This is a genomic window from Leifsonia sp. NPDC102414 (assembly GCF_044765685.1).
Taxonomy (GTDB): domain Bacteria; phylum Actinomycetota; class Actinomycetes; order Actinomycetales; family Microbacteriaceae; genus Leifsonia.
The window spans coordinates 1,408,075-1,421,266 of the sequence record NZ_JBIWKN010000001.1 but is presented as its reverse complement, the minus strand read 5'-3'; the positions used below and the strand labels follow the sequence as shown (position 1 = coordinate 1,421,266).

14 protein-coding genes are annotated in these 13,192 nt (G+C 69.7%); 9 read left to right on the top strand and 5 right to left on the bottom strand.

Features of this window, described 5'->3' with window-relative positions:
- Nucleotides 1–58 precede the first annotated feature (58 nt).
- Nucleotides 59–481: a hypothetical protein gene (locus tag ACIRCZ_RS06800; RefSeq protein ID WP_402850982.1), complete on the bottom strand. Its 423-nt coding sequence runs from the start codon at nucleotides 479–481 to the stop codon at nucleotides 59–61.
- Between the two features lie 141 nt (nucleotides 482–622).
- On the bottom strand, nucleotides 623–1,831 hold the full coding sequence (locus ACIRCZ_RS06795) for a winged helix-turn-helix domain-containing protein (protein ID WP_055896497.1): 1,209 nt from the start codon (nucleotides 1,829–1,831) through the stop codon (nucleotides 623–625).
- A 178-nt stretch (nucleotides 1,832–2,009) separates the two neighbouring features.
- On the opposite strand from ACIRCZ_RS06795, the gene ACIRCZ_RS06790 reads away from it, so the two are divergent.
- The 6 genes from ACIRCZ_RS06790 to ilvA all read left to right on the top strand — a co-directional run bounded on the left by ACIRCZ_RS06790 (nucleotide 2,010) and on the right by ilvA (nucleotide 8,859).
- Entirely contained in the window at nucleotides 2,010–3,149 is a 1,140-nt protein-coding gene (locus tag ACIRCZ_RS06790) for an ABC transporter substrate-binding protein (RefSeq protein ID WP_055895547.1), read from the top strand.
- Complete coding sequence (locus ACIRCZ_RS06785) at nucleotides 3,149–4,150, top strand: ABC transporter permease (RefSeq protein ID WP_402850978.1); 1,002 nt, start codon at nucleotides 3,149–3,151, stop codon at nucleotides 4,148–4,150. The genes ACIRCZ_RS06790 and ACIRCZ_RS06785 overlap by 1 nt, the downstream gene beginning before the upstream one ends.
- Nucleotides 4,138–5,004 carry an ABC transporter permease gene (locus ACIRCZ_RS06780; RefSeq protein ID WP_055895552.1) on the top strand — a complete coding sequence of 289 codons (867 nt, stop codon included), beginning with the start codon at nucleotides 4,138–4,140 and terminating at the stop codon, nucleotides 5,002–5,004. Before ACIRCZ_RS06785 ends, ACIRCZ_RS06780 begins: the two co-directional genes overlap by 13 nt.
- Nucleotides 5,005–5,007: 3 nt before the next feature.
- Nucleotides 5,008–6,114, top strand: a complete 1,107-nt coding sequence (locus tag ACIRCZ_RS06775; protein WP_402850974.1) for an ABC transporter ATP-binding protein — start codon at nucleotides 5,008–5,010, stop codon at nucleotides 6,112–6,114.
- Between the two features lie 120 nt (nucleotides 6,115–6,234).
- On the top strand, nucleotides 6,235–7,509 hold the full coding sequence (locus ACIRCZ_RS06770) for an AI-2E family transporter (RefSeq protein ID WP_402850971.1): 1,275 nt from the start codon (nucleotides 6,235–6,237) through the stop codon (nucleotides 7,507–7,509).
- 90 nt (nucleotides 7,510–7,599) lie between these two features.
- On the top strand, nucleotides 7,600–8,859 hold the full coding sequence (gene ilvA / locus ACIRCZ_RS06765) for a threonine ammonia-lyase (protein WP_402850968.1): 1,260 nt from the start codon (nucleotides 7,600–7,602) through the stop codon (nucleotides 8,857–8,859).
- A gap of 71 nt (nucleotides 8,860–8,930) precedes the next feature.
- Here ilvA and greA read toward each other — a convergent pair whose 3' ends face one another.
- Nucleotides 8,931–9,419 (bottom strand): transcription elongation factor GreA, encoded by a 489-nt coding sequence (gene greA / locus ACIRCZ_RS06760; RefSeq protein ID WP_055895562.1) that lies wholly within the window; start codon nucleotides 9,417–9,419, stop codon nucleotides 8,931–8,933.
- Nucleotides 9,420–9,532: 113 nt separating this feature from the next.
- A complete protein-coding gene (locus tag ACIRCZ_RS06755) occupies nucleotides 9,533–9,928 on the bottom strand; it encodes a DUF4307 domain-containing protein (protein ID WP_235500484.1) in 396 nt (131 codons plus the stop codon).
- 188 nt (nucleotides 9,929–10,116) lie between these two features.
- Here ACIRCZ_RS06755 and ACIRCZ_RS06750 point away from each other — a divergent pair, with 188 nt between their 5' ends.
- A complete protein-coding gene (locus tag ACIRCZ_RS06750) occupies nucleotides 10,117–10,398 on the top strand; it encodes a hypothetical protein (protein ID WP_402850963.1) in 282 nt (93 codons plus the stop codon).
- Nucleotides 10,399–10,425: 27 nt separating this feature from the next.
- Here the strand turns inward: ACIRCZ_RS06750 and ACIRCZ_RS06745 are convergent, their stop codons facing one another.
- Entirely contained in the window at nucleotides 10,426–11,232 is an 807-nt protein-coding gene (locus ACIRCZ_RS06745) for a hemolysin III family protein (RefSeq protein WP_082581433.1), read from the bottom strand.
- 71 nt (nucleotides 11,233–11,303) lie between these two features.
- On the opposite strand from ACIRCZ_RS06745, the gene ACIRCZ_RS06740 reads away from it, so the two are divergent.
- Entirely contained in the window at nucleotides 11,304–12,089 is a 786-nt protein-coding gene (locus tag ACIRCZ_RS06740; RefSeq protein ID WP_402850959.1) for an isoprenyl transferase, read from the top strand.
- Between the two features lie 86 nt (nucleotides 12,090–12,175).
- On the top strand, nucleotides 12,176–13,117 hold the full coding sequence (locus ACIRCZ_RS06735; RefSeq protein WP_402850956.1) for a hypothetical protein: 942 nt from the start codon (nucleotides 12,176–12,178) through the stop codon (nucleotides 13,115–13,117).
- Nucleotides 13,118–13,192: the final 75 nt, after the last annotated feature.

Sequence of the window (13,192 nt, the reverse complement as noted above, 5' to 3'; positions counted from 1 at the left end):
CGCAACACGCCGCGCGGAGCGTGCATGACTCCCGGCTCGATTGCTGCGGGCGGGGACGTCAGTCGAGTTCGGCGGTTCCCGCGTAGCGGTACGGGATGCGCGTGGACGACGTGCGCGGCGCATCCACCGGGTGCCAGAGCGTGCCGACGTTCTGGCCGTCGACGGTGGAGACGTCGCGGATCGGGTCGGCGGGCCGGCCGTCGATGTAGCTCTGCACGACCTCCGCGTAGACGGTGTCGTCCGGGTTGAGGAGCACAGCGACGTAGTGGTCGGACGCCCGCACCTCGGAGGCGGGCACCCAGGTGCGTCCGTCGAACTGCACCAGCGTGGAGCCGTCCTGCGCGCCCCCGCGTTTGACCCCGGTGACGAACCCGTCGACCCAGGTGTCGCCGTCGCGGTAGGCGTAGAGCTCGCGCATCGGCGATTCGAAGTCGGCCTCATCGGCCCCGGCAGCGTCCAGATACTCCAGCGGTGAACTCATGCCCGCACCCTACGCCCGCCCGCCGCTCCGCCCCAAGCAATCGAGTCTGAAGTTGTTCCTGTCCCGGCTCGGCGTGTCGCCTGAACAACTTCGGACTCGATGGTTTCGGAAGGGGGACCGGGGGAGGGGGACCGGGGCGGATCAGAGGGCGGCGGCGAGGCGGGGGGCGAGGTCGCCGCGGTGCGGGGTGGTGACGGAGACCGTGTCGAGGCCCTGCCAGGCAGCGGTGCTGCGCAGCAGCGGCACCAGACGCTCCACGGTTTCGGCGGGCGCTCCGGGTTCCGACCACGCCGACTGCACCCGCAGCACGCGCGCCTGCCTGTCGCTCTTCAGGTCGATGCGCCCCACCACGCGGTCGTCCAGCAGGATGGGCAGCGTGTAGTACCCGAAGATCCGCTTCTCGGCCGGGGTGTAGATCTCGATGCGGTAGTGGAAGTCGAACATCCGCAGCGCCCGGTCGCGATACCAGACCACCGGGTCGAACGGCGAGAGCAGGGCCGCGGCCGACACCCGCCGGGGGAGTCGCGCATCCCGGTGCAGCCACGCCTTCTCCGGCCTGCCGCTGCGCTCCCAGCCGCCGACCGTCACCGGGATGAGCTCGCCGGCGTCTTCCAGCTCCTGGATGGCCGCGACGGCCGGAGCGCGCTTGATGCGGTAGTAGTCGCCCAGGTCGGCTGCCGTGCCGATCCCGTGCGCGACGGCGGAGCGGCGGATCAGCTCGCGCACCGCATCCACGGTCGGCACCGTCGTCTCGAGAACCGACGCGGGCAGCACGTCCTCCGCGAGAGCGTACCGGCGCTGGAACCGCGTGCGCCCCGCCACCGCCACCTCGCCGAACAGGAACAGGAACTCCAGCGCCCGCTTCACATCCGACCAGCCCCACCACGGCCCGCTGCGCTTGTTCGCGTCGTGCTCGATCTCGCCGGCGACGAGCGGCCCGCGGTCGGCGAGCTCGGCGCGCAGCCACTCCACCGTGGATGCGTTCCGCTGGTACCACCCGTCGGGGTCCGTGCCGTAGCGCGCCCGGAAATTGTCCATCCGCCACTGGAACAGCGGCCAGTCCTCGCGCCGGATGAACCCGGCCTCGTGCGGCCAGTACTCCGTGTGCGGCGACTTCGCGGCGAAGGTCAGCCTGTCGAGCAGTTCTTTGTCGTAGGCGCCGACCCGCGCGAACACCGGCAGATAGTGGCTGCGCTCGAACACGTTGACCGAGTCGATCTGCAGCAGGTTGATGCGGTCGATCACCCCGTTGAGCTGCCGGGTGCCGACCGACTCGGGATGCGGGCGGCCGAACCCCTGCGCGGCGAGGGCGATACGGCGTGCGAGCGCGGGGGAGACCTTTTCTACCACGGTGTCGACCATAGCGGGAACCTCGGACAGTCCTTCTCCGCTCGTTCACCTGCCGTCCATCGACGCCACCCCGGCCGGTCGAACGACCGCCATACGTTTGCATCGGCCCGGACGGGAATCCATGTGTCCCGCGACCGAACGCGGGGCGACCAACCGGGCACCCCACACTGGAGGAACCGTGACATTCAAGCGCGCACGCGTCGCCGGCCTTGCCGCCGCGGCCACCGTCGTCGCACTCTCGCTCGCCGCCTGCACCGGCGGGGCGAACGCAGCAGACCCGACCGCGTCGAAGGACATCGCATCGGCAGCCGATGTGAAGGCAGCGGGCGGCATGGATGCGCTCATCGCCGCCGCGAAGAAGGAGGGCACCCTCAACATCATCGCGACGCCCGGCGACTGGGCGAACTACCAGGAGATCTTCGACGGCTTCACCAAGAAGTACGGGATCACGATCAACCCGAGCCAGGACAGCGCATCCAGCCAGGAGGAGATCGACGCCGCGAAGAAGCTCAAGGGTCAGGACACCGCTCCCGACACCTTCGACATCGGCTCGTCCGTCGCCCTCGCCAACACCGAGTACTTCGCGCCGTACAAGCCCACCGGCTGGGACGACATCCCCGCCGACGAGAAGGAGAGCACCGGCCTCTGGAAGGTCGGGTACTACGGCGTGATGGCGGTCGGCTACGACGCCAACAAGATCAAGTCGGCCCCGAAGAGCCTCGACGACCTGCTCGGCTCCGAGTACAAGGGCGCCGTCGCGCTGAACGGCAACCCGACCCAGGCAGCCGCTGCGGCGGGCGCCGTCGCGTTCGCCGACCTGCAGGCCGGCGGAACCCTCGACGACCTCACCCCCGGCATCGACTGGTTCGCCAAGCTCAAGAAGGCGGGCAACTGGAACGCGGCGGACGGCAAGCCGAACACGATCGCCTCCGGCGAGACCCCGGTGCTGCTCGACTGGTCGTTCAACCAGAAGGGCTACACGACCTCCGACACGATCAAGGGCGGCGGCGTGAACTGGAAGTACACCGTGCTCCCCGGCACCGCGTACGTCGGCTACTACAACCAGGCCATCAACAAGGACGCGCCGCACCCGGCCGCCGCACGCCTCTGGGAGGAGTACCTCTACAGCGACGCAGCGCAGAACGCCTGGCTCAAGGGCGGGGCATACCCGGCCCGCGTGGATGCGATGGAGAAGGCCGGCACCCTGAACAAGGCCGACTTCCCCGGCAAGCTCGACAAGACCGCCGTCATGACGGACAAGCAGGCCACCGACGCCGGAACCCTGCTCAACGCCAAATGGGCGAACGCGGTCGGTTGATGACAGACACCACCGTCGGCGCTGCTGCGCCGCCGCTGGACAGCGACGGCGCCGGGGAGACCCGGCGCCGGTCGCCGTTCGGCGCCACGCCGGCTGAGCGGGCGCAGCAGGGCTCCGGATCCGGTTCGCGCCCTGCCCAGGCCCGGCGTCGCCGTCGCGGCCTCCCGGCCGTCCTCGGCCTCACCCCGTTCGCCTTCTACGTCGTCGTCTTCCTCGCGATCCCCACGATCATCGCGGTCGGCAGCGGGTTCGTGGATGCGGACGGCCGGTTCACCTGGGCGAACCTCACCGGCCTCGCGGAACCCGCCATCTTCGGCTCCTTCGTCGGCGCGTTCTTCCTCTCCGCGGTGACCGCCGTGGTCGGCGCGGTCGGCGGCGCCGCGCTCTGCTTCGCCATGCTGCGCTCGCGTCCGGGAGGCGTGACCCGCTCGCTGGTCGACTCGGCCAGCAGCGTCCTCGCCCAGTTCGGCGGCGTGATGCTCGCGTTCGCGTTCATCGCGACCATCGGCGCGCAGGGGCTCGTCACCGTGCTGCTGCGCAACCAGTTCCACATCAACATCTACGAGAACGGCGTCTGGCTCTACACGGTGCCCGGCCTCATCCTGCCGTACCTCTACTTCCAGATCCCGCTCATGGTCATCACCTTCATGCCGGCGCTCGAGGGGCTGAAACCGCAGTGGCTGGAGGCGAACGCCACCCTCGGCGGCAGTAGGGCGACCTACTGGTTCCGGGTGGGCATCCCCGTGCTGCTTCCGTCGTTCCTGGGCAGCCTGCTGCTCCTGTTCGCCAACGCGTTCTCGTCGTACGCGACCGCCGCGGCCCTGGTCGGGCAGGCCAACAACATCGTCTCCCTGCAGATCCGCCAGGCGCTCATCTCCGAGACCGTCCTCGGCCGCGCCAACCTCGCCGGCGCCATGTCGCTGGGGATGCTCGTGGTCATGGTCGTGGTGATGCTCGGCTACTCCGCGCTCGCCTCCCGCACCGCCAGGTGGCAGCGGTGAGCGGCGCGCAGGTGGAGAGCAAGCGGCGCACACGCGCCCGGCGCAACGCGCAGGCGCTGCGCTTCGGCCCAGGGCCGGTCGCGCGCACGGTCATCTGGACGATCTTCGGCCTCTTCTTCCTCATCCCGCTGTTCTCGATGCTGGAGTTCACGCTGCGCACCGCGAAGCCCGGCGTCTACAGCTTCGACAGGTGGGTGGTCGTCTTCAGCGGCGAGACCACCCGGTACGACCGCATCTACCAGGGGCTCGGCAACTCGCTCGTGCTCGCGGTGGTCACCGTCGCGATCGTGCTGCTCGTGCTGCTGCCGACGATGATCCTGGTCGAGGTGCGCATCCCGAGACTGCGGCGCGTGCTGGAGCTGGTGTGCCTGCTGCCGATCGTGATCCCCGCGATCGTGATGGTCGTCGGGCTCGCCCCGACCTACGCGGTGGTCACCGACCTGTTCGGCTCTGGCACCTGGACGCTCGCCTTCGCGTACGGCATCCTCGTGCTGCCGTACGCATACCGGGCGATCCAGAGCAACATCGCGGCGATCGACGTCGTCACTCTCAGCGAGGCCGGCCGCTCTCTCGGCGCCGGCTGGCTGAGCGTGCTGCTGCGCATCCTGGTGCCGAACCTGCGCCGCGGCATCCTGGCCGCGAGCGTGCTCTCGGTGGCCGTGGTGCTCGGCGAGTTCACCATCGCATCGCTCCTCAGCCGGGTGAACCTGCAGACCGCTCTGCTGCTGGTCTCGCAGTCCGACCCGTTCGTCGCGGTCATCTTCGCGCTGCTCGCGCTGGTGTTCGCGTTCCTCCTCCTCTTCGTCGTCGACCGTCTCGTGACGGCCGGCCGTCGACGCTCAGCGAAAGGCTGACCTGTGTCCGCACTCGAAACCTCCGTCCGCCCCGGATCCGCGTCCGCGCCAGGGCTCGGCAGCACCGTCGAACTCCGCGGCGTGGTCCGCGATTTCGGTGGAGGCGCCGGTCTCGCCGGGCTGAGCCTCAGCGCCCGCCCCGGCGAGCTGATCGCCCTGCTCGGCCCGAGCGGCTGCGGCAAGACCACGGCCCTCCGCGCGCTCGCCGGGCTGGAGCGGGTGGACGCGGGAAGCATCCTCATCGACGGAGAGGACGTCACCGACCAGCCGACCAACCGCCGCGACCTCGGCATGGTCTTCCAGTCGTACTCGCTCTTCCCGCACCTCACCGCAGGGCAGAACGTCGAATTCGGTCTCCGGATGCGCAGGGTCGCGACCGCCGACCGCCGCCGCCGAGCAGCAGAGGCCCTCGAACTGGTCGGGCTCGACCACCACGCCGACCGCTACGCCCACCAGCTGTCCGGCGGTCAGCAGCAGCGCGTCGCCCTCGCCAGGGCGCTCGTGACCCGCCCGCGCGTGCTGCTCCTCGACGAGCCGCTGTCCGCCCTGGATGCGAAGGTCAGGGTGCAGCTGCGCGACGAGATCCGCCGCATCCAGACCGAGCTCGGCATCACCACCTTCTTCGTCACGCACGACCAGGAGGAGGCGCTCGCCGTCGCCGACCGGGTCGCCGTGATGCGCGCCGGCGACATCGAGCAGATCGGCGAGCCGGAGGAGCTGTACCGCAGGCCGGTGTCCGCGTTCGTCGCCGAGTTCGTCGGTCTCACCAACCGCGTGCCGGGCGTCGTCGCGGGGGGAGAGCTGACCGTGTTCGGGATGCGCGTGCCGCTGGTGTCCCCGTCCGCGGACGGCTCCGTGACGGTGTACCTCCGCCCGGAGGACGTGCTGTTCACGGGCGAGGCGGGCACAGGGACCGGCGTCTCCGCGCTGTCCGGTGTTGTGCTGACGACGAGCTTCCTCGGAGCGCTGCGCCGCACCAGGGTGCGCCTCGACGACGGCACGGAACTGGCCGTGCAGCACGAGACAAGGAACGCTCCTGCGCAGGGGGAGCGCATCCACCTGTCGCTGGCAGGGACGCCGGTGACGGTGGGAGCCGCTCCCCAGGACTGAGGACGGTCGCGGCACCGCCGGGAGCCGCCCTGCCCTCCACAGCTGTGCGCCTCCTGTGCGTTGCGCACAGCCCGCGTCAACCCCGTGGACGCCAGGAACGGCCAGCCTAGACTGGCGAGCATGTCAGACAACGACGCGACGCCGAAGCAGATCACCGTCACGCCGGGCGAGAACCGCGCGCCTGCGCGCGGCTGGTTCCTCAAAGCCCGCGGGGCCGCGCAGGGCAAGCCGGCGCGCACCGGGCAGCCGGGCGAGCCTGGCGCGTCGATCGAAGAGTCGCTGCCGCACGGGATGCTCGTGGCCGGCGCCTGGTCGTGGCGGCTGCTGGTCATCGGCGCGGTCATCGCCGTCGCGATCTTCCTCGTGGTGCAGTTGCGGCTCATCATCATCCCGTTGCTGATCGCCGTGCTCATCTCAGCGCTGCTCGTGCCGTTCGTCGACTTCCTGCACCGTCACCGGTGGCCGCGCTGGGCGGCGATCGTGGCCGCGATGGTCTCGGTGATCGTGGTGATCGGCGGGCTGCTCTACCTGGCGGTCTGGCAGGTCACGCGGCAGAGCCACGAGCTGCAGACGCAGTCGGTGGCCGCGTACGATCAGTTCCGCGCGTGGCTCACCTCCGGGCCGCTCGGTCTCAGTGAGAGCCAGATCAGCGGAGCGCTCGACTCGCTCACCAAATCCATCCAGCAGGACAGCCAGATCTTCATCTCCGGCGCCCTCTCGATCGGCTCGACGCTCGGCCACGTGCTCGCCGGGGTGCTGCTCACCCTGTTCAGCACGCTGTTCATCCTCATCGACGGCCGCTCGATCTGGAACTGGATCGTGCGCATCTTCCCGAAGCGCGCCCGCCGGGCGGTCGACGGCGCGGGTCAGGCCGGCTGGGTGACGCTGCGCAACTTCGTGAAGGTGCAGATCCTGGTCGCGTCCATCGACGCGCTCGGCATCGGCCTCGGGGCGTTCTTCCTGGGGCTGCCGCTGGTGATCCCGATCGCCGTGCTGGTCTTCCTCGGCTCGTTCATCCCCGTGGTGGGCGCCGTGGTCACCGGCGCGCTGGCGATCTTCATCGCGCTGATCTTCAAAGGCTGGGTGTTCGCGGTCATCATGCTCGCTGTCGTGCTCCTGGTGCAGCAGATCGAGGGTCACGTGCTGCAGCCGCTGATCATGGGGACGGCGGTCAAGGTGCATCCGCTGGCTGTCGTGCTCGCCGTCGCAGCCGGTTCGCTCCTCGCAGGCATTCCCGGCGCGCTGTTCGCGGTGCCCGTGGCGGCCGTGCTCAACGTGATGGTGCACTATGTGTCGAGCGGAGCGTGGCGCGAGGGCTCCGCCGGCCCGTACGCCGCGCCGGATACCGTGCTCTGGCAGACAGTGCCTCGGCAGCCGCGCAGGGCGCGCACGTGATGGTGACGGCGCCGCACCGGATGCGGGCGACAACGGTCCCCGTGGGTCACATTCGGCTGGCGGAATACGTCCGCGAGTAGGCTGTCCCCCGTGGCCACGCTGACTGATTCGACGCGCACTCCTTTCGCTGGGCCGAGCCTCGACGAGATAGAGGCCGCGCGTGCCATCGTGTCCAGGGTCGCGGAGCCGACACCGGTCGAGACGTCGCGGTTCCTCGCCGATGTGCTCGGCGCACCGGTGCTCCTCAAGTGCGAGAACCTGCAGCGCACCGGGTCGTACAAGATCCGCGGTGCATACAACAGGATGGCCAAGCTGACCGCGGAGGAACGCGAGCGCGGCGTCGTCGCGGCCTCGGCGGGCAACCATGCTCAGGGGGTCGCGTTCGCGGCCAGGGAGCTGGGCATCCACGCCACCATCTTCATGCCGGTGGGCGTCGCCATCCCCAAGTTCCAGGCCACCCGCGACTACGGGGCGGATGTGGTCCTCAGCGGCAGCATCGTCGACGAGACGCTGCGCGCCGCCGCCGACTTCGCCGCCGAGACCGGCGCCGTCCTCATCCCGCCGTTCGACCACCCGGACGTGGTCGCAGGCCAGGGCACGCTCGGGCTCGAGATCCTCGAGGACGTTCCGGATGCGGCCACCGTCGTCGTGCCGATCGGCGGCGGCGGGCTCATCTCCGGTGTCGCCAGCGCCGTCAAGCAGCGTGCGGCGGCCGAGGGGCGCGAGATCCGCGTGATCGGCGTGCAGGCCGCGAACGCCGCCGCGTACCCTCCGTCGCTCGACGCGGGCGAGCCGACCGAGATCGCGCTCGTCGCGACCATCGCGGACGGCATCGCCGTGAGCAAGCCGGGCGCCCTCAACTTCCAGATCATCCGCGACGTGGTCGACGAGATCGTCACCGTGTCGGAGGACGACATCGCCCGCGCGCTGCTCGTGCTGCTCGAACGGGCGAAGCTCGTCGTCGAGCCCGCGGGCGCCGCCGCAGTCGCGGCGATCCTCGCCGGCAAGATCCCCGCGCTCGGTCCGACCGTCGCGATCCTCTCCGGAGGCAACATCGACCCGCTGCTGATGCAGCGCATCATCAGCCACGGTCTCGCCGCCTCCGACCGCTACCTCAAGCTCACGATCATGCTGCCCGACCGTCCCGGTCAGCTCGCGCGCATCTCCGAGATCCTCGCTGGCGTCAACGCCAACGTGGTCGAGGTGCTGCACACCCGCCATGGCCGTGGCCTGCAGCTCAGTCAGGTGGAGCTCGACGTCAGCGTCGAGACCCGCGGCACCGATCACCGCCACCACGTCATCGAGGCGCTGCGCGCCGCGGGCTACGACCCCGTCCTCGACTACGAGTAGGCCGCACGAGTCGTGCAAAAAGCGCGGTGCAGGATTCCTGCACCGCGCTTTTCGTACGAGTCGAGCGGCGGTCAGCCGGTGTAGGTCTCGACCTTCAGGATGGTGACGGCGATCTGCTTGCCGTTCGGGGCCGTGTACGTGGTCGACTCGTCGACCTTGAGGCCGAGGATGGCCTCGCCCAGCGGGCTGCCCTCGGAGTAGACCTGGAGGTCGGTCCCTGCGGCGATCTCGCGGTTGCCGATGAGGAACGTGCTCTCGTCGCCCGCGATCGTCGCGGTGATGACCGTTCCCGGCTCCACGACACCGTGGCTCTGCGGGGCTTCGCTCACCGTCGAGTTGCGCAGCAGGTTGGTGAGCTGCACGATGCGGGCCTCGATCTTGCCCTGCTCGTCCTTCGCGGCGTGGTATCCGCCGTTCTCCTTGAGGTCGCCCTCCTCGCGGGCCGCTTCGATGCGCTTCGCGATCTCGTTTCGGCCGTTGACGCTGAGCTCCTCGAGTTCGGCCGCGAGACGGTCGTACGCATCCTGGGTCAGAAAGCTGACCTGAGACTCCTGAGACATGATGAACTCCTTTGCGCCGCCGGTCCGGGGGCCGGCTGGGCAGATCGGCCGGTCCGGGGACCGGCTGGATAAAGTCGACGCCCCGACATCAGGTCGGGGCGTATCGAAGAATCCTAGGTCAGCCAGCAGCTGGAAATCAAACCGGTATTGCTTTGTTCGGTCGTCCTGATCGTCTCCGTGTATTCGGTGAGACGTTTCTCGGAGGCCGGAATGCTGATGATGCGCCAGCCGACGACCGCGAACGATTCGTTCAGCGCCTGGATGGCGCAGGTCACCGGGGTGCCGGGCGGCGTGTTCACGGAGAAGCTGATCGAGACGTGATGCGCATCCGTGATCGTGTACGCCGTGTCCGTGGTCTCCAGGTCGGCCTGGTCGTTGTCCCAGCCGGCCCAGAACACCCACGCGGTGAAGATCGCGACGAACGCGATGGCCGCTCCGATGATCCACCAGCGATCCCGGCGTTTGCGATTGGGCGTACGACCGTAACGGCGATCGATGGTCTCGGTCACCGCCATGCTTCTCCCTGCACTGAGCGTTCTCCCGTGGAAAGTGCACCGTCCTGGCGACGGTAGGCTTGAACCCAGACTAGGAGACGAAGCTGTGAAACCCTGCGCTTCGTCCACGGCTCGAAAGTGGAGACCCGGATGCCCGTAACCGCCCTGCGCGCAGGAATCGTTCTCGACCGCGAGGGAGTGCGATGATCCAGGATGCGCTGCTGCGCGCGGCCGTGTGGGTCACCGCTGCGACCCCGACGCCCACTCCGACCGGCGGCCCGAGCGACGACCAGGTCACCCCGGGCGTCGTCGGCTTCGTGGTCACCTTCCTGGTGGCCGTCGCGGCCGTGCTCCTCGCGCTCGACATGACCAGGCGCATCCGGCGGGTGCGTTACCGCGCCGAGATCGCGGAGAAGCTGGACGCCGAGCAGGCTGGCCAGAGCGGCGAGGCGGGGCCGGACGGCCAGGACGACACCGCTCGCTGAGTCGCCCGGCGCTGAGTCGCCCCGCGCTCAGCCCGCGTTGTAGACCGGGTGCAGCGCGATCAGCAGCACCGCCGTCCAGTGGCAGAGGAACGCCAGGACGGTCAGCGTGTGGAAGATCTCGTGGAACCCGAAGACGCCGGGCACCGGGTTCGGCTTCTTGATGCCGTAGATGACCGCTCCGATCGAGTAGAACAGCCCGCCGACGAGCACCAGCACCATCATGGCGACGTTCGCGTCGAGCAGGTCGACGACGTACATCAGCGCGCCCCAGCCGAGCGCCAGGTAGAGCGGGACGTACAGCCAGCGCGGCGCGTGGATCCAGAACACCCGGAAGGCGATGCCGAGCAGCGCCCCGGCCCAGACCAGCGACAGCAGCAGGATGCCCTTCGACGGCGGCAGCGCGAGCACGGCGAGCGGGGTGTATGTCCCCGCGATCAGCAGGAAGATGTTGGCGTGGTCGATCCGCTTGAGGAGGACCTTCATCCTCGGCTTCCAGTTGAAGCGGTGGTAGAGCGCCGAGTTGCCGAACAGCAGCAGCGAGGTGAGCACGAACACCGCGGACGACCACTTCGCCGGGGCGCCGTGCGCGAGCGTGATGAGCACGATCCCTGCCGCGATGGTGACGGGGAAGGTGCCGGCGTGGATCCAGCCGCGCCAGGTGGGCTTGATCTCGGCGGGGTTGGCGGGGGACGCATCCAGCAGCGGGATGTTGGGGAGGTCTGGACCGCGGTCCTCATCCGCCTTCACGGCCGCATCGGAGGAGTCCAGACCGTCCGCCGGCCCGCTCAGGGACTCGGCGACGTCTTCCGATTTCTGGGCGTCGTGCGGTGTCATGGCCCAAGGGTACGGGAGTCGCGTGACCTCATGCTGTGAGTTCAACGCTGCGGTCGGGGTAACGTACTTCCGTGAGCAGATGGAGTTTCCCCCTCGGACGTGGGCTGCTCTACGGGGTCTACCAGAACAAGCTCAAGCGCAACCTGCCCGCCGAGTCGATGCCCCGCCACGTGGCCATGATCATCGACGGCAACCGGCGCTGGGCGCGCCAGCTCGGGCTGACGACGGTCGCGCACGGGCACCGCGCAGGGGCCGCGAAGATGCGCGAGTTCCTGGAGTGGTGCGACGACCTCGGGATCTCGGTGGTCACGCTCTACCTGCTCTCCAGCGACAACCTCACCAACCGGGAGAGCGGCGAGCTCTCCGACCTCATCGAGATCATCGCCGAGCTCGCCGACGACCTGTCCAGATACCGCGACTGGCGCGTCCAGCACGTCGGCTCGGCGGCCGGGCTGCCGGAGCCGCTGATTGCGGCCCTGACGGGCGCTGAGGACCGCACAGCCCACAACACCGGCCTGCACGTGAACCTCGCCGTCGGCTACGGAGGGCGCAAGGAGATCGTGGATGCGATGCGCGACATCGTCGCCGCCCACCACGCCAAGGGCGGGAGCCTGGAGACCCTCGCCGACCTGCTCACCCCCGACCTGATCGGCGAGCACCTCTACACCGGAGGGCAGCCCGACCCCGACCTCGTCATCCGCACCTCTGGCGAACAGCGGCTCAGCGACTTCATGCTCTGGCAGAGCGCCCACAGCGAGTTCTACTTCGTGGAAGCCCTCGGCCCCGACCTGCGCGAGGTCGACTTCCTGCGCGCCGTGCGCGACTACTCGCGGCGGCAGCGCCGCTTCGGCGGCTGAGCGCGCGGACGCTGCTATGGTCGAGGGAATCCGCCAGGGGGTGCCGGGCGGACCGTGACGACGGGGTTCGACCGATGGGGGTTGCGATGGGTGCTGCGAGACGGCTCGCTCTGACGGCGTGGCGCGCGGACGACGGCCGGATGCGCGTCGCGGCCTGGCTGGCGTCGGCCGCCGCGCTGCTCGGCATCGGCCTCGCCTGGTCGGCGCTGCGGGTGATCGGCCTTTACGCGCTGTGGACCGTCGGGATGAGCGAGGGCGTTCTGTTCGCCACGGAGTTCGGCACCAGGGCACTGCTGCTCGCGCTGACCGTGGTGTGCGTGGTGCTCGGCGTCGCACGCAGGGCAGCGCGTGGCGCCGGGTTCGGCTGGCTCATCGCGGCGATCCTGCTGGCCGGACTGCTCGTCGTCGTCCAGGTGGTGCAGCTCGCCTATCTGACGCACTTCGATCCGCGAAGCCTGTTCACCTCCACGTCACTCACCTGGCTGGGCTTCGCGGCGCTGACGCTCGTGGCCTGCGCTCTCGCGCTCACGGCGCGGCGACCGACCGCGCTGCGTGCTGCGCCGGACTCCGAGCAGGGTCGGAGCGCACAGGCGGCAGGACCATACCTGTGGTTCTCGGTCGCCGCCGCGTTCGTCGCGTTCGTGGCGTGCGTGCTCGCCGTCGCGCAGGCACTGATCGTGCCGAACGCCTGGGGCCCGGCGATCGTGGCGCTCGTGCAGGCCGGGGTGACCGTTGTCGTGGTGACGGTGCAGGTCGTCGCCACGCTGTTCGTGCAGCGCGGATCGGCGCTCGCCCGGCTGGTGGTCAGCGCGGTCGCGGTGGTCCTCCTCGGCGACGCCACCGAGTCGTCGCTGCTGGGGGTCGGTGGCGACGGCGGCGGCTTGCAGCTCGGACTCCTCGTCGCGACGGTCTGTGCGCTCGCGGCGGCGGTGCCGCTCTGGCTGCCCCCGGTGTCTCGCTATCTCGCGGATGCAGCGGCGGGTCGCTCGGACGCGCACGCGGAGGAGCGGGCACGCGCGGCCGTGTGATCCGCCCAGTATGATCCGCCCAGTATGATCCGCCCAGTGTGATCCGCCCAGTGTGATCCGCCGCTGTGGACGCTC

What these genes read in the sequence shown, in the direction of transcription:
- ACIRCZ_RS06800 (WP_402850982.1), bottom strand. Translation starts at nt 481, where the DNA reads ATGAGTTCACCGCTGGAGTATCTGGACGCTGCCGGGGCCGATGAGGCC.
- greA (WP_055895562.1), bottom strand. Translation starts at nt 9,419, where the DNA reads ATGTCTCAGGAGTCTCAGGTCAGCTTTCTGACCCAGGATGCGTACGAC.
- ACIRCZ_RS06770 (WP_402850971.1), top strand. Translation starts at nt 6,235, where the DNA reads ATGTCAGACAACGACGCGACGCCGAAGCAGATCACCGTCACGCCGGGC.
- ACIRCZ_RS06745 (WP_082581433.1), bottom strand. Translation starts at nt 11,232, where the DNA reads ATGACACCGCACGACGCCCAGAAATCGGAAGACGTCGCCGAGTCCCTG.
- ACIRCZ_RS06785 (WP_402850978.1), top strand. Translation starts at nt 3,149, where the DNA reads ATGACAGACACCACCGTCGGCGCTGCTGCGCCGCCGCTGGACAGCGAC.
- ACIRCZ_RS06735 (WP_402850956.1), top strand. Translation starts at nt 12,176, where the DNA reads ATGGGTGCTGCGAGACGGCTCGCTCTGACGGCGTGGCGCGCGGACGAC.
- ACIRCZ_RS06750 (WP_402850963.1), top strand. Translation starts at nt 10,117, where the DNA reads ATGATCCAGGATGCGCTGCTGCGCGCGGCCGTGTGGGTCACCGCTGCG.